Annotated in this window: 19 protein-coding genes; 10 read left to right on the top strand and 9 right to left on the bottom strand. The window is 57.9% G+C overall.

Annotated features, from left to right (window positions below):
- The first annotated feature begins 8 nt into the window (after positions 1–8).
- The 4 genes from ABSG49_RS01360 (at position 9) to ABSG49_RS01345 (ending at position 3,115) form a co-directional block, all read left to right on the top strand.
- The gene (locus tag ABSG49_RS01360; protein ID WP_424024604.1) at positions 9–686 is read left to right on the top strand and encodes an ABC transporter ATP-binding protein; all 678 of its coding nucleotides are present in this window, start codon (positions 9–11) and stop codon (positions 684–686) included.
- Positions 683–1,876 (top strand): ABC transporter permease, encoded by a 1,194-nt coding sequence (locus ABSG49_RS01355; RefSeq protein ID WP_424024300.1) that lies wholly within the window; start codon positions 683–685, stop codon positions 1,874–1,876. The genes ABSG49_RS01360 and ABSG49_RS01355 overlap by 4 nt, the downstream gene beginning before the upstream one ends.
- Before the next feature lie 64 nt (positions 1,877–1,940).
- Positions 1,941–2,798 (top strand): class I SAM-dependent methyltransferase, encoded by an 858-nt coding sequence (locus tag ABSG49_RS01350; protein ID WP_424024299.1) that lies wholly within the window; start codon positions 1,941–1,943, stop codon positions 2,796–2,798.
- A gap of 182 nt (positions 2,799–2,980) precedes the next feature.
- Positions 2,981–3,115, top strand: coding sequence for a hypothetical protein (locus tag ABSG49_RS01345; protein ID WP_424024298.1), 135 nt, complete (start codon positions 2,981–2,983; stop codon positions 3,113–3,115).
- Between the two features lie 57 nt (positions 3,116–3,172).
- Here ABSG49_RS01345 and ABSG49_RS01340 read toward each other — a convergent pair whose 3' ends face one another.
- From ABSG49_RS01340 to ABSG49_RS01325, 4 genes are read right to left on the bottom strand one after another with little or no spacing between them, the layout of a single operon-like run.
- Positions 3,173–4,306: a pyridoxal phosphate-dependent aminotransferase gene (locus ABSG49_RS01340; protein ID WP_424024297.1), complete on the bottom strand. Its 1,134-nt coding sequence runs from the start codon at positions 4,304–4,306 to the stop codon at positions 3,173–3,175.
- The gene (ribH, locus tag ABSG49_RS01335; RefSeq protein WP_424024296.1) at positions 4,303–4,722 is read right to left on the bottom strand and encodes a 6,7-dimethyl-8-ribityllumazine synthase; all 420 of its coding nucleotides are present in this window, start codon (positions 4,720–4,722) and stop codon (positions 4,303–4,305) included. Before ribH ends, ABSG49_RS01340 begins: the two co-directional genes overlap by 4 nt.
- A gap of 46 nt (positions 4,723–4,768) precedes the next feature.
- Positions 4,769–5,230, bottom strand: a complete 462-nt coding sequence (gene ribC / locus ABSG49_RS01330) for a riboflavin synthase (RefSeq protein WP_424024295.1) — start codon at positions 5,228–5,230, stop codon at positions 4,769–4,771.
- Entirely contained in the window at positions 5,227–6,357 is a 1,131-nt protein-coding gene (locus ABSG49_RS01325; protein WP_424024294.1) for a pyridoxal-phosphate-dependent aminotransferase family protein, read from the bottom strand. Before ABSG49_RS01325 ends, ribC begins: the two co-directional genes overlap by 4 nt.
- 55 nt (positions 6,358–6,412) lie before the next feature.
- Between ABSG49_RS01325 and ABSG49_RS01320 the strand changes: the two genes are divergently transcribed.
- Both ABSG49_RS01320 and ABSG49_RS01315 read left to right on the top strand, forming a co-directional pair.
- Positions 6,413–6,799: a 5-(carboxyamino)imidazole ribonucleotide mutase gene (locus ABSG49_RS01320; RefSeq protein WP_424024293.1), complete on the top strand. Its 387-nt coding sequence runs from the start codon at positions 6,413–6,415 to the stop codon at positions 6,797–6,799.
- Positions 6,800–6,862: 63 nt separating this feature from the next.
- A complete protein-coding gene (locus tag ABSG49_RS01315) occupies positions 6,863–7,294 on the top strand; it encodes an LEA type 2 family protein (protein WP_424024292.1) in 432 nt (143 codons plus the stop codon).
- A 531-nt stretch (positions 7,295–7,825) separates the two neighbouring features.
- Here the strand turns inward: ABSG49_RS01315 and thiC are convergent.
- Complete coding sequence (thiC, locus tag ABSG49_RS01310; RefSeq protein WP_424024291.1) at positions 7,826–9,115, bottom strand: phosphomethylpyrimidine synthase ThiC; 1,290 nt, start codon at positions 9,113–9,115, stop codon at positions 7,826–7,828.
- Positions 9,116–9,140: 25 nt separating this feature from the next.
- On the opposite strand from thiC, the gene ABSG49_RS01305 reads away from it, so the two are divergent.
- The 3 genes from ABSG49_RS01305 to ABSG49_RS01295 are packed head-to-tail and all read left to right on the top strand — an operon-like array spanning position 9,141 to position 10,745.
- The gene (locus tag ABSG49_RS01305) at positions 9,141–9,743 is read left to right on the top strand and encodes an MBL fold metallo-hydrolase (RefSeq protein ID WP_424024290.1); all 603 of its coding nucleotides are present in this window, start codon (positions 9,141–9,143) and stop codon (positions 9,741–9,743) included.
- Positions 9,736–10,173 (top strand): GIY-YIG nuclease family protein, encoded by a 438-nt coding sequence (locus tag ABSG49_RS01300; RefSeq protein ID WP_424024289.1) that lies wholly within the window; start codon positions 9,736–9,738, stop codon positions 10,171–10,173. The genes ABSG49_RS01305 and ABSG49_RS01300 overlap by 8 nt, the downstream gene beginning before the upstream one ends.
- Positions 10,174–10,190: 17 nt before the next feature.
- Positions 10,191–10,745, top strand: coding sequence for a flavodoxin family protein (locus tag ABSG49_RS01295; RefSeq protein WP_424024288.1), 555 nt, complete (start codon positions 10,191–10,193; stop codon positions 10,743–10,745).
- A gap of 105 nt (positions 10,746–10,850) precedes the next feature.
- On the opposite strand, the gene cofH (ABSG49_RS01290) is transcribed toward ABSG49_RS01295, so the two are convergent.
- Positions 10,851–11,939: a 5-amino-6-(D-ribitylamino)uracil--L-tyrosine 4-hydroxyphenyl transferase CofH gene (gene cofH / locus ABSG49_RS01290; RefSeq protein ID WP_424024287.1), complete on the bottom strand. Its 1,089-nt coding sequence runs from the start codon at positions 11,937–11,939 to the stop codon at positions 10,851–10,853.
- Between the two features lie 111 nt (positions 11,940–12,050).
- Here cofH (ABSG49_RS01290) and ABSG49_RS01285 point away from each other — a divergent pair, with 111 nt between their 5' ends.
- Positions 12,051–12,350 carry a YunC family protein gene (locus tag ABSG49_RS01285; protein WP_424024286.1) on the top strand — a complete coding sequence of 100 codons (300 nt, stop codon included), beginning with the start codon at positions 12,051–12,053 and terminating at the stop codon, positions 12,348–12,350.
- Between the two features lie 49 nt (positions 12,351–12,399).
- Here ABSG49_RS01285 and cofH (ABSG49_RS01280) read toward each other — a convergent pair whose 3' ends face one another.
- The 3 genes from cofH (ABSG49_RS01280) to ABSG49_RS01270 form a co-directional block, all read right to left on the bottom strand.
- Entirely contained in the window at positions 12,400–13,485 is a 1,086-nt protein-coding gene (gene cofH, locus ABSG49_RS01280) for a 5-amino-6-(D-ribitylamino)uracil--L-tyrosine 4-hydroxyphenyl transferase CofH (RefSeq protein ID WP_424024285.1), read from the bottom strand.
- A gap of 12 nt (positions 13,486–13,497) precedes the next feature.
- On the bottom strand, positions 13,498–14,226 hold the full coding sequence (locus tag ABSG49_RS01275) for a signal peptidase I (RefSeq protein WP_424024284.1): 729 nt from the start codon (positions 14,224–14,226) through the stop codon (positions 13,498–13,500).
- A 78-nt stretch (positions 14,227–14,304) separates the two neighbouring features.
- Positions 14,305–14,907 carry a LysE family transporter gene (locus ABSG49_RS01270; protein WP_424024283.1) on the bottom strand — a complete coding sequence of 201 codons (603 nt, stop codon included), beginning with the start codon at positions 14,905–14,907 and terminating at the stop codon, positions 14,305–14,307.
- Between the last annotated feature and the right edge of the window lie 155 nt (positions 14,908–15,062).

The raw sequence follows: 15,062 nt of genomic DNA, 5'->3' as shown, positions 1-15,062 counted from the left end.
CGGCTCCCATGGACGACCAGCCGGTAATGTTGTTCCGGGACGTGAGCAAAGTGTACCCGCTTCGCGCGGGAGATGTCACGGCACTGGACGGTATCTCATTCCAGGTGGACCGGGGCGAGTTCATTTCCGTGATGGGCCCATCCGGTTCAGGGAAGTCCACGCTCCTGAACCTCATGGGATGTCTGGACCTGCCGACTTCTGGGGATATCTACATCAGCGGCACCCACATAGGGGATATGGCGGATACTGAGCTGACCAGCCTGAGGCGGGATCGGATCGGGTTTATCTTCCAGTACTTCAACCTCTTCCCCCTCCTCAACATCATTGAGAACGTCACGTTTCCCATGATGCTCAAATCCCAGAAAGAGGTGGATCCTGAGCGGGGAAAGGAGGTACTCAGGGCGGTCCAGCTGGATGAGAAACTCTTCACTCATACACCGACGGAGCTCTCCGGGGGCCAGCAGCAGCGTGTCGCCATTGCCCGGGCGCTCATCAATAATCCGGACATCCTCCTCTGCGATGAGCCCACGGGGAACCTCGATTCAAAGACCGGAGCCGGCATCATGGACCTGATGACCGAACTCAACCGGAAAGGCACAACGATCATCATGGTCACCCACGACCCTCACATCGCCGAATACTCACGGCGGACAATCAGGATCGCCGACGGGAGGATCGTATCATGATCTTCTGGGAGATCGCCAAGCGCAATATACGACTGCACTTTCTCCGGTCAACCCTCGCGATGCTCGGGATCGTGATCGGTGTCGTGGCCATCGCATCGATGGGGATCCTCGGGAACAGCCTGGTGGCAACTGTTTCTGACAGCCTGAAATCGGTTGGCGATAGCGTTATCGTGAGCCCGTACACAGGTGGCGGCGGTATGGGTATGGGCGGAGGGGGTGGCGCGAGTTCCGCAAACCTGAAGATCACTGATCAGCAGTTCCAGCAGATCAAACGGGCCGTTGCGCCCGGCGTCGCGATACCGGTGCTCTCGACCGCGGAACGCATGAAAGTGGGTGTTGGCGGCGACGATATCGTGGCAACCGTGTATGGTATCGATCCCCAGTATATCCCGGATCTCAACCTGGTCCTGACCTCAGGCGGTTTCAACAATGCCAATTCCGGGTGCCTGGTAGGATCGGAATTTGCCAAGGATAATAATATCAAAGTCGGATCCCGGATTTCCATGGGTTCCGACGGCGAGAAGGGAACGCTCCGTGTCACCGGCATCATCGAGGAGAGGGGCATGGCCTTCGATGTCAGCACCGACAATGCGATTGTTGCTACCCAGGACTGGTTTGACAGCACCTATGACCGGGAGGATTACGATCAGGTCGTCGTCAAGGTAAAAAGCGGGCAGGATACCGCGGATGTCAAGACCACCATCGAAAAACAGCTGAACAAGAGAGACAAGATCGTTTCGGTCATGGACAGCAAGGCGACCCTGGCAACAATCTATGCGACTTTCGGCACGGTCACGACATTCGTCACTGCTATCGGAGGCATCTCCATGGTAGTTGCCGGGGTCTCGATCTTCAATATCATGATGATGTCGGTCAACGAGCGGATCAAGGAGATCGGCATCATGCGCAGCATCGGGACCCAGAAAAAGGAGGTGATGAGCATGTTCATCTACGAAGCTGCGATCATCGGTATAATCGGCAGTGTTGTCGGGGGCATTCTGAGCCTTGTAGCGGGATATGCCATCAGCGCCCTGATGCTCAATTCGACCAAGTACCTGTTCACCATTGCGACTGCGATCTCTGTGACGGAAGGTGTCGGGTTCGGGATCGTGATCTGTCTTGCCTGCGGTCTTTACCCGGCATGGCAGGCAGCGAATATGAATCCCATTGATGCGCTCAGGCACGAGTGACCATTTTCCTCTCCTTTTTACGTGGCGTGAGTCTTATTACCGGTTGCGTGTATACTCTAAAGCGATGAGCCTTCCGGAACCGGCAGACATGAACCCCGACTGGAATGAGGTCTGGAAATTCCGGCAGAAACAGCACGAGCTCTCCAGAGTATCCGATGACCAGTCCCATAACTGGGATAAAAAGGAGAATGCAGAGCGGTACGATGCCAACTCACGGACCGAGTACGATGCCCGTATCAGGCTCACCCTTGACGGGCTCGATGCCACGAGGGATTCGCGGGTGCTGGACATCGGGGCCGGGCCGGGTACCCTTGCGATACCGCTTGCTCCCCGGGTCAGGCATATTACTGCGGTCGAGCCCGGTGCGGGTATGGTCTCGATCCTCCGGGAGCGGGCTGCAAAGGAGGGCATCACGAATATCTCCTGCGTGCAGAAACTGTGGGAAGATGTCGATATTGATCGCGATCTCTCAGGCCCGTATGACATTGTAATCGCATCGCTCTCGCTCACCATGGAAGATATCAGGGAAGCCCTTGAGAAGATGGATGCAACATCACGGCAATACGTGTGCCTGTACTGGTTTGTGGACTTTCCCTTCTGGGAGCGGATGTATGCTGACCTCTGGGAACCCCTGCACGGGAGCCCGTATTATGCCGGGCCAAAGGCCGACTGTCTCTTCAATTTACTGTACCAGATGGGGATCTATGCGAACGTGGAGATGCTGCCACTCGGCAAGGAATACCGGTTCACTTCACATAATGACATGGAGACATTCTTCAACCGGCGGTTCAGTGCAAAGACACCGGAGCAGCAGGAGACTGTAAAACTGTATCTGAAGCCGTTAATCCGTACCGAGGGACAGGATATCGTCATTTCCGGGGACTCTACCTTTGCGAAGATCTGGTGGAAGAAAAGCGGATGATCCACGTATGCGTTTCCGGTGATCGCTCCATCGCATCCTTTTAAACAAGATAACAGGTTATGATTTATTATGGCAGTATATACGGTGATAACTCCGGTTGCTATGCTCCTTGAGCTGGTCATCTGTGTCTTAGGACTATACGCAGGGTACGCCCTGAAAAAGACCACGGGTACCTCTTTGCAGTGACATTTCTCCTGTTTGCACTCTTCGATCTCCTCAACTCCTCCGGTTTCTCTGCAGATACCCTTGCTATCCTGAACGTGATAGCTATCCTGGCCGCACTCGCCGGCATGTATCTTGTTATCAAGGAAAAATGAGACCTGAAACTCCTGGTTCAAAAAAATTTTCTCTCTTTTCCCAATAAAAAAAGTGTGTTACCCAACCCTTCGTATCCGGCTTATTGCCTCTTTGAGCCTGTCCATGGAGGCGGCGTATGAGAGCCGGAGCCATCCCGGGGCATCGAATGCACTGCCGGGTGTGACAGCGACGTGGGCTTTCTCCAGCCAGCGGTTTGCAATCTCCATATCGTCGCCGGCCACTTTGACAAATGCATAGAAGGCCCCGTCCGCGGGTGCAGTCTGGTAACCCATGCGGTTCAGCTCGGCGATGATGTATTTTCTCCGCCGGTCAAACTCCTTGCGCATCTCTTCGACGCACCGCTGGTCGCCCCTGAGCGCTGCAACCCCACCCCACATCGCAAAGGTCGTCGCCTGGCTGATCGAGTGCTGCTGGACCTTGGACATCGCCTTTATAATCCCGACCGGGGCCACCGCATACCCGAGGCGCCAACCGGTCATCGCATAGGACTTCGAGAAACCGTTGATGGTGATGGTACGCTCCGCCATGTTGCCGAGCGAAGCAAGCGAGATGTGCTCCTTGCCATACACGAGTGTCTCGTAAATCTCATCGGACATCGCATAGATGTCGTTGTCCTGGCAGAGATCGGCAACAAGGTTTATCGAACTCTTATCAAAAACCGCACCCGAAGGGTTGGACGGCGAATTGACCACGATCATCTTGGTCTTTGCATTCACCCGTTCGAGGATCGAGTCGTCGAGCTGGAAGCTCTTCTGGTTGACCGCGTGTTTGACAACCGTGCCACCGGCGATCTGGACACAGGGCTCGTAGGAGACCCACGCGGGGGTCAGGAGGATCGTCTCATCGCCCGGGTTCAGGACGGCCTCCATCGCCTCGTAGATCGCGTCCTTCGCCCCGCAGGCAACGATCACCTGCTGGGGGGTACAGGGAACGTGGTTGTCCCGGTTGATCTTCTCGCTGATGGCGCTCAGCAGTTCCGGTATGCCATTGCTCGGGGCATAGTGGGTCTCGCCCCGGTTCAGCGCATCGATACAGGCATCCTTGATGTGCCGGGGCGTATCGAAGTCCGGCTCCCCGATCGAGAGGCTGATGACATCGATTCCCTCCCGTTGCATCTTCTTCGCCTTGTCGGAGATCGCAATCGTTGCGGAAGGGGCGACGGCCCCGATCTTTGCCGAGAGGGGCTTCATTTCAACCGTTTGACAAGCTTGATAGCGGATTCAACGGCCCGCTTTGCGTAATCGATCCGCTCGTTCGCCTCAAGGCGGGTCATCCCCGGACCGGAGATGCCGAGCGTGACCGGCTTGCCGAACTCAAGCGAGAGGTCGATGATCTTCCGCGCCGCGTGCTGCACCACGATCTCGTCGTGCTGGGTCGAGCCCTCGATCACACAGCCGATAGTGACGATAGCGTCGACTTTCCCATTGGTGAGCATCTTCTTGATGGCAAGCGGCATGTCGTAGGCACCCGGGACATACAGTGTCTCGGTCACTTCTGCGCCGAGGAATGCTGCATGTTCGCGGCCTTCAATCTCCATCATGTACGTGATGTCGCGGTTGAACTCCGCGACCACGAATCCCAGTTTTATCGGGTTGGTATCACACATAGTTAGATCATCTCTTGTGAAGGGTCATAAATTCGTACGGTGTTCGTTACCGGCGTGCCGGCCCTGCGTCGGCGAATCCCTGGCGCTGGCCGGTGCCGGCCTCTTTCTCCAGCTCTTTTGGGTGGAGCACCAGTTTCACGGCATTGACCGCGTGCTCACGGATGCGCTGCTCGGCGAGCCAGGCAAGCTCCGTGCCGTCCTTTGCCTCGTCTTCATGCACGAACACTTCGATGATATGGGTGTTCGTCATGAGCTGGCACATGATGAGGCCCTGCGATGCCTCGTGGGCACACATCCGGTCCTTGTCTTTTCCCCCGGGCATTCCAAGCGCCATGACAATCTCGCACCGGCGTTCCTCGATCAGTTTCTTGCAGGCCACCGGCAGATCCTTGATACCCGGCACCGTGACCCGTTCGATCGCTACACTTGCATGTTTTTTGAGCTCATCGACAGCGATGGCTCCCATGTTGACGCGCGAGAAGGTGGTATCGGCAACACCTACCCTCATCCCAGCACCTCAGCTGCGGCTTCGACACCGTTGCCCTTTGACGTGTAGCCGCACTTCTTCAGTGCGTACTGGGTTGCAGCGAGAGTGGCGAGGATCTCCGGTGCGCTGACCGCGCCCATACTCCCGATGCGGAAGATCTTTCCTTTCAGGTGGTCCTGGCCGCCCGCGATGACGATCCCCATCTTCTTGATGGCCGCCCGCATCTCATCATCCTTGACTCCGGCGGGATACTCGATGGCGGTGACGGTCGAGGAGTAGCCATGCAGTTTGTCGATCTTCGGGAAGAGGGCGAGCCCCCATGCCTTTGCCGCGGCCTGGATCGCGCCGGACATCTTCTGGTGTCGGGCGATCCGGGCGGGGAGACCTTCCTCCTCTATCAGGAGACAGGCCTCGCGGAGCGCAAGGAAGAGGGGTACCGCGGGGGTGTACGGCGTCTCCATCGGTTTACCAGAGGCGCTCTTTTTGTACGCGGCAAGGTCAAGGTAAAAGGGCGGGTTCTTCGTGAGCCGCTCCCATGCCCTGCTGCTGACCGATACCATCGCGAGTCCCGCGGGGGCCGCAAAGCACTTCTGCGAGCCGGTGATTGCTATGTCGACGCCCCACTTGTCGGCCTCGACCAGGTCGCCGCCAACGGACGTGATACCGTCCATGATGAAGAGCGCGTCGTGCTTCCGGCAGAGTCTCCCTACCTCCTGTGCCGGGTTTTTGATACCGGCCGAGGTCTCGTTGTGGACGAGGGTGACGATCTCTGCGCCCTTCTCGAGCTGCTCTTCAAGGGCAGCCAGGTTGAGCGGCGTCCCCCACTCGGACTTGATCTCGTGGGCCGTGCCGTACCGCTGGCTGATCTTATAGAGCCGCTCGCCGAACTTCCCGTTGACGAAACAGGCGATCTCCTTGTCCTTTCCCACGTTTGAGACCGCGGCTTCCATGCCGGCCGTGCCGGATCCGCTGATAACAAAAAGATCATTGGTGGTCCCAAAGGCGGTCTTCAGTACCCGAACGCAGTCGGCATAGACAGCACCGAACTCGGCGCTGCGGTGGTTTATTGCCTGACGCGACATTGCGAGCCGGACCCGTTCCGGCATCGGCACCGGGCCTGGCAGCATCAGGAGTAGTTCTTTTTCCATGTGGATCTGCTCATAGTATTTTAATATAGACGCAATATAAGTTTGGATGGCAGATATGGCAGACGTAGCTATTATATCCGGATCCGCATCCGACGCGGCAATTACCGACAAGGTGAAGAAAATCCTCGAAGCGAACAACATCTCATACGATGCCCAGATCCTCTCTGCCCACCGCGATCCCGACAAGCTCGATGCCTACATCAAAGCGAGCACGTGTAAAATCTATATCGCCATCGCCGGGCTTTCCGCAGCGCTTCCCGGCGTGATCGCCTCGAAGACCGACAGGCCCGTCATCGGCGTACCCGTGAGCGGGACACTGAACGGCATGGACGCCCTGCTCTCGATCGCCCAGATGCCCAAAGGCGTGCCGGTCGCCTGCGTGGGCGTGGACAACGGAGAGAATGCAGCGTGGCTGGCAATCCGGATCTTAAAACTGAAATAAAAAGTAGGGCGTTCATTCATTTCCGGGGTATACTTATAGCCAGCACAAGCGTACGTTTTTACGATGCCAGTCCTGCACGAGCCGGAAGTCAGCCTTGATGCGGTGAAGCTCTGGGCACTCTCGCTCTCCTCCCTTGAGCTGGATGTGGCGATCCGGGTCGGGAACGTAAATCCCCTTGGCGTAACCCTCCGGGAACTGATGTTCACCGTTCGGTGCCGGGCGGGCAACCGGGACACGCAGATCGCTGCCGGGAATACCGGCAGGGTGAAGATACCGGCCCGGGGCAACTTCCTGCTGCACGTGCCGGTCAGGTCCCAGAACGCGGCCCTCATCGGGGCGCTTGCAACCTTCGTGACCCATAGTGACGTGCAGGTCACGATAGAGGGGAAGGCCGTCATCGACTGCCTCCTGTTCGGCTGGTCGGTGCCTTTCACGAAGACCATGCCGGTGACGATGGCGCAGGTTGCAAATTCCCTTGCCGGGAAGAAGAAGTAAGACTGAAGGCCGTCCCGGCACACTCGCAAAGGGGGGTATGCCGGATACCCCCCCCACCGTTTGGATTTCAAAACGATCATACCCCCCCTGCCAGCTATGGGGGGGGTCTCCGACATACCCCCCTCCCCCTCAGGGCCGGGACACCCCGCTTACTCATTTTCGGGAACCCTGCGAATCAGGTCGCTCCGTCGGTGCTCCACGCGAAGTATAAGTCTGGCGGTTGAAAAAAGGGGATACAAACTCACATTTGGTAAGGGGGGGTGTCCGGCATACCCCCCCTCCACTTTATTTTCAAACCGGGCATACCCCCCCACCCGTTTAAAAAAAATTGCAGGAGACCCCCCCTCTGAACTCATGTGAAATTTCCATTTCACACGTGAGTTCCCGAAGCGGGAGGGGTTGAACGGGCCGTGGAGGAGGGGTATCGGGCATACCCCCTACCCCCCCTGCCGGATTTTTCCTGAGGGGGTGGGGGTGCCTCGTACTGAGGGAGGGGTAGCTACCCCACCCGCTGAGAGAGGGGGGAGTTGCTTACTTCCCCTTCTTCTTCCCCGTCCCGAAGAGCTCGTTCACCATCTTGACCGCACAGAGGTCCCCGCACATCGAGCAAGTCTCCGTTTCGCCGTCCCGCTCGTGGATCTTCCGGGCATGGTCGCCGTAGAGCGCGAGCCGGAACTGTTCGTCCCAGTCAAGCTCGTGCCGGGCCTCCGCCATCCGGACCTCGCGTTCCATCCGCCAGCCTTCCGGCCTGCGGACGGTATCGCCGACATGCGCTGCAATCTTTGCGATCCGGGTGCCTTCAATGATATCCGCGACATCCGGCAACGCGAGGTGTTCGCTCGGCGAGACCATGCAGAGGAAGTCGGCGCCGTTCAGGCAGGCCGTGGCACCGCCGATGGCCGCGACAACGTGGTCGTAGCCCGGTGCAATATCGGTGACGAGCGGACCGAGGAGGTAGAGCGGGGCGTGATCGGTGATCTCCTTGATCATCTTCACGTTATAGCCCACCTGGTCGAGCGGCATATGGCCGGGGCCCTCGATCATCCGCTGGACGCCGGCGGCCTGCGCCCGCTTTGCGAGTATCCCCAACGTATTGTATTCCACCGATTTTGCGAGTTTCTCCGCGTCCTGCAGGCAGCCGGGCCGCATCCCGTCACCGAGGCTGACCGTGACATCGTACTCGGCAAGGATCTCCAGCAGGTAGTCGTACTCGGCATAGAGGGGGTTCTCCTCCTCCCGCTGCATCATCATCGCGCAGTGGAACGACCCTCCCCGGCTCACGACGCCCATCAGCCGCGGGTCTGCCCGGAGGGCGGCGAGCGCCTGCCGGTTCACGCCGCAGTGGAGGGTTAAGAAGTCTACACCCTGCTGGCAGTGCTCCCGGATGACCTTAAAAAGCAGGTCGGCAGTGACATCCCCGGCATTGCCCACCCTGCGGACCGCCTCATACACGGGGACGGTGCCGACCGTTGTATCGAGGGCGAGAATCTTCTTCCGGATCGCCACGAGGTCGCCTCCCGTGGAGAGATCCATGAGGGCATCGGCACCGTTGTCGAGCGCCGCCTTCGCCTTCACCTGTTCGAGCGCAGGATCGCAGCGGGTGCCCGAGGTCCCGATATTCACGTTGATCTTGACCGTGCAGCCCTCGCCGATGGCGCAGAGCCGGTGCTTCCGCTTCGGGTTGGCCGGGACCACGATCCGTCCCGCAGCAATGCCCTTCGCAAATCCTGCCGGGTCTAACTGTTCCTCCCGTGCCGCTGCGTCCAGTTCCCTGGGGAGCCCGCCACAGCACCTGCGGATGAGCAAATCCATAAGAAACATCTGTCGGGAGTCCTTATTATTGTGCATGCAGGTCAGGTGGATTGCCGGTGAATCGGCCTTTGCGAACTCGTATATCTTCGGGAATATCCTCGTGGACGCGGGCGTGATGCCGATGGCAGTGGCCCCGTATAAGGAGACCATCGATACCATCATCCTGACCCACTGCCACTTCGACCATACCGCCCGGGTAAAAGAGATCGCGCACATGTGCAAGGCAAAGGTCGGCATCCATAAGAACGATGCCCGGGGGCTCATCGAGGACACCCGCAGCCTCTCGATGCATTTTGGCGCCCGATCCCCGGGGATCGTTCCCGATATCGTGCTCTCCGACGGGGATATTATTGGCGATCTCGTAGTCATCCATACACCGGGTCATACGCCGGGCAGCATCTGCCTCTTCTCCGAAAAAGATAAGGTGCTCTTCTCAGGGGATACGGTCTTTGCTGACGGCTACTTCGGCCGGTACGACTTCCCGGGCGGGAGCAGGACCGAGCTGGCCCACTCACTCGAACGGTTATCCGTGCTCGATGTTGAAGGATTGTACGCGGGCCATGGGGAGCCGGTGGATAAAGGCGGGAGCCGGTGCATCGCTGCTGCACAGGGCCTGATGAAGAGCGGGTATGGATAAGGGAATATATTGCCTCGTTTTTGAGAATCCTGCCAGTACGGTCAGGATTGGCGCACTCGGACCGGTCACGTTCCGTGACGGCTGGCATATGTATATCGGTTCTGCACTCGGGAGCGGAGGGCTTGCCCGGCTCTCTCGCCACATCGCCCTTTCCCGGGCAAAGGACAGGATACCGAAGTGGCATGTCGATTACCTCTCTACCAGCAGCCACTTTTTGCTTCGGTATACCGTACATGCCGTTACGGAAGCGCGGCTCGAGTGCCGGCTCACAGATGCCCTTGGGGGCCCGGGCATCCCCGGATTTGGGTGCAGCGACTGCCGATGCCCATCTCACCTGCTCTTCCGGGAAAAGGACCCGCACAACGAGATCATGACGGCATTCAGAAGTCTCGGGCTTATCCCTGCCACCACAACTATCATGAGCCGGTAGTGCAGTAAGGGTAACCTATGCAGGTTCTGGGCATATCGGGAAGCATGCGCAAAAAGGGAAATACATCGATTCTTGTCAAGGAAATTCTCAGCCGCTGCGAGGAGTCGGGAATACGGACCGAGTTCATATCGCTTTCCGGGAAGAAGATCTCCCCCTGCCTTGGCTGCGAGAAGTGCAAGGAGAAGAAGTGGTGCGTGATCGAGAATGATGACTGGGACGAGGTAATGCAGAAAATTTTAAAGTGCGATGTCCTGGTCATCGGGTCGCCGACTTACTATTTCGACGTATGCGGACATTTAAAAAATTTTATCGACCGCACCTATTCCCTCTATCATGACCGCAAGCTTGCGGGGAAGAAAGGGGTGGCCGTGGCCGTACATGCCAACAAGGGGGCAAGCCGCACGATCCAGACTCTGGAGGGCTTCCTCTCCACGCACGAGTTCGCTTCGCTCGGGGCAGTCAAAGGGACCGGGTATCAAGAAGGTGACGTGCTCAACGATGCAGAAGCGCTGCGCAGGGCACAGAAGATCGGGGATAAAATCGTCCGTCTGCTCAAGCCCAACCACGATTAAAAGATATCAATACTTCTTTTCCTCATATTTTCTTCACAGTTCACAGGATTCCATGATAGGTGAGGATCCTCCACCGATACCGATGCGGAGTGCCGAACATGGGTTTCAGAGCAATTCGTAGAGGGTGCTACGGCGGCGCAGGGTCCGGCCGATGTCTTCTGCGACCCGCTGCATCTCTGCAGGGTCAAGGTAATCGGTATTTGTCGCGCCCGCTCCCTTTGAGATGCTCTCTTCGAACACGGTACCACCGAGATCGTTTCCTCCGGCAAGGAGCCCCAGCTGGGCCATCTTGATCCCCTCTTTCACCCACGAGACCTGGATGTTTTTGAAATTGTCAAGGAAGAGGCGGGCAACGGCCACCATCAGGAGGTCCTCCCTGCCCGTCGCTCCCGCCCGGGCATTACCCTGCCGGAAGAGCGGCGTGTTCATATGGATGAACGAGAGCGGGACAAATTCAGTAAACCCCTGCGTCTCATCCTGGATATCTCTCAGGATAGCAAGGTGTGCCACCCGGTCGGCATCGCTCTCGCAGTGCCCGTACATGATGGTGGCAGTTGTCCGGATCCCAAGGCCATGCGCCTCGGTGATGATCCGGACCCATTCTTTCGTCGGGATCTTCTCCTTACAGATCTTCTGCCGGATATCATCCACAAGAATCTCCGCTGCCGTCCCGCACATCGAGTTGAGACCGGCCTCTTCCATCGCTTCAAGCACCTCAACCGTGCTCATCCTGCTCTTTTTTGCGGCATACGCCACTTCCATCGGGTTGCTCGCATGGAGGTGGATGCCCGGTGCCGCTTCGTGGATCCAGCGGTACACGTCAGTATAGGACTGTGCGGTGAAGTCCGGGTGGAGGCCGCTCACGGTGCAGATCTCCGTGACCTTGCGCTCCTTTGCCAGTGACACTTTCTTCTGGATCTCCGTCTTGTCATGGAAATAGATCCCCGGATCACCGGGTTTTTTCGAGTACCCGCAGAACCCGCAGGCATTCACGCAGAGGTTGGTCACATTGATGTTCTGGTTCCGGACATACGTCACCGCGTTCCCTGCCCGCTGTTCGCGCACCTCATCTGCTGCGGCGGCAATCTCCCAGACCTGACGGTCGCGGGTGAGGAAGAGCCGGAGCGCCTCGTCCCCGCTCATCCGGTGGCCCCCCCTGACATCATTCAATAACACCTTAAGATCCTGTTCCATAACGTCCCCCGCGGTTGTGCTACGGAGTGTACCGTCTCCCGAAAAGTAAAGGTATCGAATCCTGATGCCGCAGGATTATAATCCTGTAGATCAACCATATCTGTGTGAGCTATGCATCAGGTAGATATTCAACTGAATAAGAAGAAAGCAGTCGGATTTGTGATTCCCCTCGGCCCGGCGAACCTTGTCGCTGTCAGGACCGATGTGGGCATGGTCGGGTGCGGTGCCTTTGATGTTGCCGCACTCGATTCCTTCAGCTATCCGGCGGCAAAGGTGCGGCCTTCTCTCGGCCCGTCCATTGTGGACACCGATGATATCCTCAGGGGGATCGTGAAGGAGGCGAACCGCTCTGCACTGGGGCGCGGGATCAAGACGGGCATGACCGGGCGTCAGGCGCTGGAACTGCTCTGATTTTTTCAAAAAACACGTTAGCGATACTTTTTTAGCGATTTGCCTGGATCTACACCATCTCGTACAGCGTCGTTCGCTGCCGCAGCATCCTCCCGATATCCGAAACGATCCGCTCCATATCCTTCGGATCCAGATAATCTGATCCGGAGGCACCGGCATCTCCGGTCACATCGTCCGTGAACATCGTCCCCGAGAGATCGTTGGCACCCGAGAGCAGGGTGAGCTGGGTCATCTTGAGCCCGACCTTCCCCCACGCCACCTGGATATTGTCGAAATTGTCCAGGAAGAGACGGGACACCGCAATCATCAGCAGATCCTCCCGGCCGGTGGGCCCGGCCCGGGCGATCCCCTTGAGGTAGAGCGGCGTGTTGGTGTGGACGAAGGGGAGGGTCACGAGTTCCGTAAATCCGTGTGTCTCATCCTGGATTGCTCTCAGGAGGCCAAGGTGTTCAGCCTGGTCCCCCGGTGATTCATACGAGCCGTACATGATGGTCGCCGTAGACCGTAGTCCCATGCCATGCGCCTCCTGGATGATCCGGACCCAGTCGGCAGTGGGTACTTTGCGGGGGCAGATCACTTCCCGGACGGAGTCGACAAGGATCTCCGCCGCCGTCCCCTGAATGGTCCCGAGTCCCTCCTCTTTCAGCCGGGCAAGCACCTCCGTAGTCGGACAGTGCATCTTCATTGCTGCAAAGGCCACTTCGTCGGGACTGAATGCATGGATGTGAACACCGGGAGCCGCCTCGTGCACCCAGTGGATCAGGTCAACGAAGGTATCCAGCGTGAAAGCCGGGTGGACACCGGAGAGGAGGCAGATCTCGGTCACCTTCCTCTCGTATGCCAACCTTGCCTGCGCCTGGATCCCATCCTTCTCATGGCAGTACGCCCCGGGATCCGTCGTCTTCCTGCCGAACCCGCAGAACCCGCAGAGGTTCTTGCAGATGTTGGTCACATGCAGGTTCTGGTTCCGGACATAGGTGACGACATCCCCTGCCCGGCGCTCCCTCATCTCGTCAGCCGCTGCGGTAATTTTCCATACGTCCCGTCCAGGTGTTTTGAGGAGGAGGGCTGCCTCGTCCTCCGTAAGCCGGTAGCCACCAAGCACGTCAGAAAGAAGCATGGGTATCGCGGTCATGGTCCCTTCTCCTTACTTCTGTTTCTTTCCGGCTTTCTTCCTTGGCCTGCCACGAACGCTCTCCTTTTCTGCTTCACCCTCACGCGAGCGGAGGTAGAGCTCGTGCAGGAGCATGACTGCGATAACGACAATGATCACTATCTCGATGTGGAGAGGGAGATAACCCACCAGGGGTACGGAAAACAGCGCCTTTCCGACAATCCACTCATCTTTGACCGGTTCGGGAGTACCAATCCCGGGATAGGAAACGAACTGGTCCGGGGCCGGGTTGTTGTCGCCCCACGTGATATACCCGTCATGTGAGGGCGTATAATTCGCCCGGAGCAGGTTGCCGCGGATTTCCGTTACCGGAGAGCCGGCAATGACGTAATCGATTGCCCGGTGAATGATCGGGTGGACCGAGGTGATGCCGTTGGGCTTGTAGATGATCACGTCACCATATCCGTTATACTTCGTGACATTCGCCTGCTTTGCCATATCCCACGTCATGAACTCCCCGTACCGGTCCTTCTGGACCACCACCACGAGGTCACCGACGTTCATGTTGGGCTCCATGCTCTTGGACTCGATCGTGACAACCGCGGGCCATGTCCCGCAGATCAGGTAGAGAGCAAGCGCGATAGTACCTACCACGCAGACAACCCAGAGAAGGTCGCGGGCAAGGGATATCGCCCAGTGGTCACTGGTACGGAATTGCGCAATCAGCGAGCGTATGTCCCGGGAAGTGTCTTTTTCAGCCATTGATATGCCTGGTACCGATTTTTATATAGTGTTAAAGTCCCGCACACATTAACCATGCGGGAGGTGATTGCCGGAGAATCAGCGGGGTATGAAAAAACCCGAGACATAATAGAAGCCGAACACGACGAGGAAGATACCGCAGGCCGCCATGATCCGGTGATATGTGCGGTCGGTCAGGATGCTCCTGCCCCGTGAAACACCGGTGGAAACAAACGTGTACCAACCGGTATCCGCACACCAGTGACCGATCATGAACACCCCGGCAAGCACGAGTCCCCCTTCGAGCCCTGCGATCACCATCGCACTCCCGACAGAAAGCCACCAGATCCAGAAATACGGGTTTGCCGCGCTGGTGAGGAGGCCCGCCATGTAAGGGTTCGTGACCGCTCCTTCGGGGGATGCTGTAAGCGATGCATCCCGGCTGCCCAGGATGGTCATGATACCGAAAACAACAAGGGCAATGCCCCCGACACCGGCAATCACGGCAGTGTACGGTTGCGCGACCGCCGCGAGCCCGAGGACGATCAGCAGGAAAATGACCATTTCGACAACGATATGGCCGAGAGAGATCTTCAGCCCGGTGGTCCAGTTCCCGGCAAGCGATGCGTTGATAGTGGCGACCAGTGTCGGGCCGGGTGCGAGCGCTCCGGTAAGGCCAATCACAAACCCCAGCAGCAACATCGAGAGGAGACCGTACATTGTATGAGCCTGTGATGTAGTACAAGGTGTACCGGGCAAGGTTATCAACCATATCAGGCAGCCCGGCCGTTTTCACCGCCAGCCCGGTGCCATGCCAGAATAACAGTCTATATTTTAACGGGAACCAATAATCTGGT

The sequence above is a fragment of the Methanoregula sp. genome (genome assembly GCF_049510175.1).
Taxonomy (GTDB): Archaea; Halobacteriota; Methanomicrobia; order Methanomicrobiales; family Methanospirillaceae; genus Methanoregula.
The sequence above is the reverse complement of the archived record's forward strand: the minus strand, read 5'-3'. Positions and strand labels throughout refer to the sequence as shown.

Bases quoted from the DNA above. Each gene is read 5' to 3' on its own strand.
- ABSG49_RS01360 (WP_424024604.1), top strand. From the start codon at position 9: ATGGACGACCAGCCGGTAATGTTGTTCCGGGACGTGAGCAAAGTGTAC.
- ABSG49_RS01355 (WP_424024300.1), top strand. From the start codon at position 683: ATGATCTTCTGGGAGATCGCCAAGCGCAATATACGACTGCACTTTCTC.
- ABSG49_RS01350 (WP_424024299.1), top strand. From the start codon at position 1,941: ATGAGCCTTCCGGAACCGGCAGACATGAACCCCGACTGGAATGAGGTC.
- ABSG49_RS01340 (WP_424024297.1), bottom strand. From the start codon at position 4,306: ATGAAGCCCCTCTCGGCAAAGATCGGGGCCGTCGCCCCTTCCGCAACG.
- ribH (WP_424024296.1), bottom strand. From the start codon at position 4,722: ATGTGTGATACCAACCCGATAAAACTGGGATTCGTGGTCGCGGAGTTC.
- ribC (WP_424024295.1), bottom strand. From the start codon at position 5,230: ATGAGGGTAGGTGTTGCCGATACCACCTTCTCGCGCGTCAACATGGGA.
- ABSG49_RS01325 (WP_424024294.1), bottom strand. From the start codon at position 6,357: ATGGAAAAAGAACTACTCCTGATGCTGCCAGGCCCGGTGCCGATGCCG.
- ABSG49_RS01320 (WP_424024293.1), top strand. From the start codon at position 6,413: ATGGCAGACGTAGCTATTATATCCGGATCCGCATCCGACGCGGCAATT.
- ABSG49_RS01315 (WP_424024292.1), top strand. From the start codon at position 6,863: ATGCCAGTCCTGCACGAGCCGGAAGTCAGCCTTGATGCGGTGAAGCTC.
- thiC (WP_424024291.1), bottom strand. From the start codon at position 9,115: ATGTTTCTTATGGATTTGCTCATCCGCAGGTGCTGTGGCGGGCTCCCC.
- ABSG49_RS01305 (WP_424024290.1), top strand. From the start codon at position 9,141: ATGCAGGTCAGGTGGATTGCCGGTGAATCGGCCTTTGCGAACTCGTAT.
- ABSG49_RS01300 (WP_424024289.1), top strand. From the start codon at position 9,736: ATGGATAAGGGAATATATTGCCTCGTTTTTGAGAATCCTGCCAGTACG.
- ABSG49_RS01295 (WP_424024288.1), top strand. From the start codon at position 10,191: ATGCAGGTTCTGGGCATATCGGGAAGCATGCGCAAAAAGGGAAATACA.
- cofH (WP_424024287.1), bottom strand. From the start codon at position 11,939: ATGGAACAGGATCTTAAGGTGTTATTGAATGATGTCAGGGGGGGCCAC.
- ABSG49_RS01285 (WP_424024286.1), top strand. From the start codon at position 12,051: ATGCATCAGGTAGATATTCAACTGAATAAGAAGAAAGCAGTCGGATTT.
- cofH (WP_424024285.1), bottom strand. From the start codon at position 13,485: ATGACCGCGATACCCATGCTTCTTTCTGACGTGCTTGGTGGCTACCGG.
- ABSG49_RS01275 (WP_424024284.1), bottom strand. From the start codon at position 14,226: ATGGCTGAAAAAGACACTTCCCGGGACATACGCTCGCTGATTGCGCAA.
- ABSG49_RS01270 (WP_424024283.1), bottom strand. From the start codon at position 14,907: ATGTTGCTGCTGGGGTTTGTGATTGGCCTTACCGGAGCGCTCGCACCC.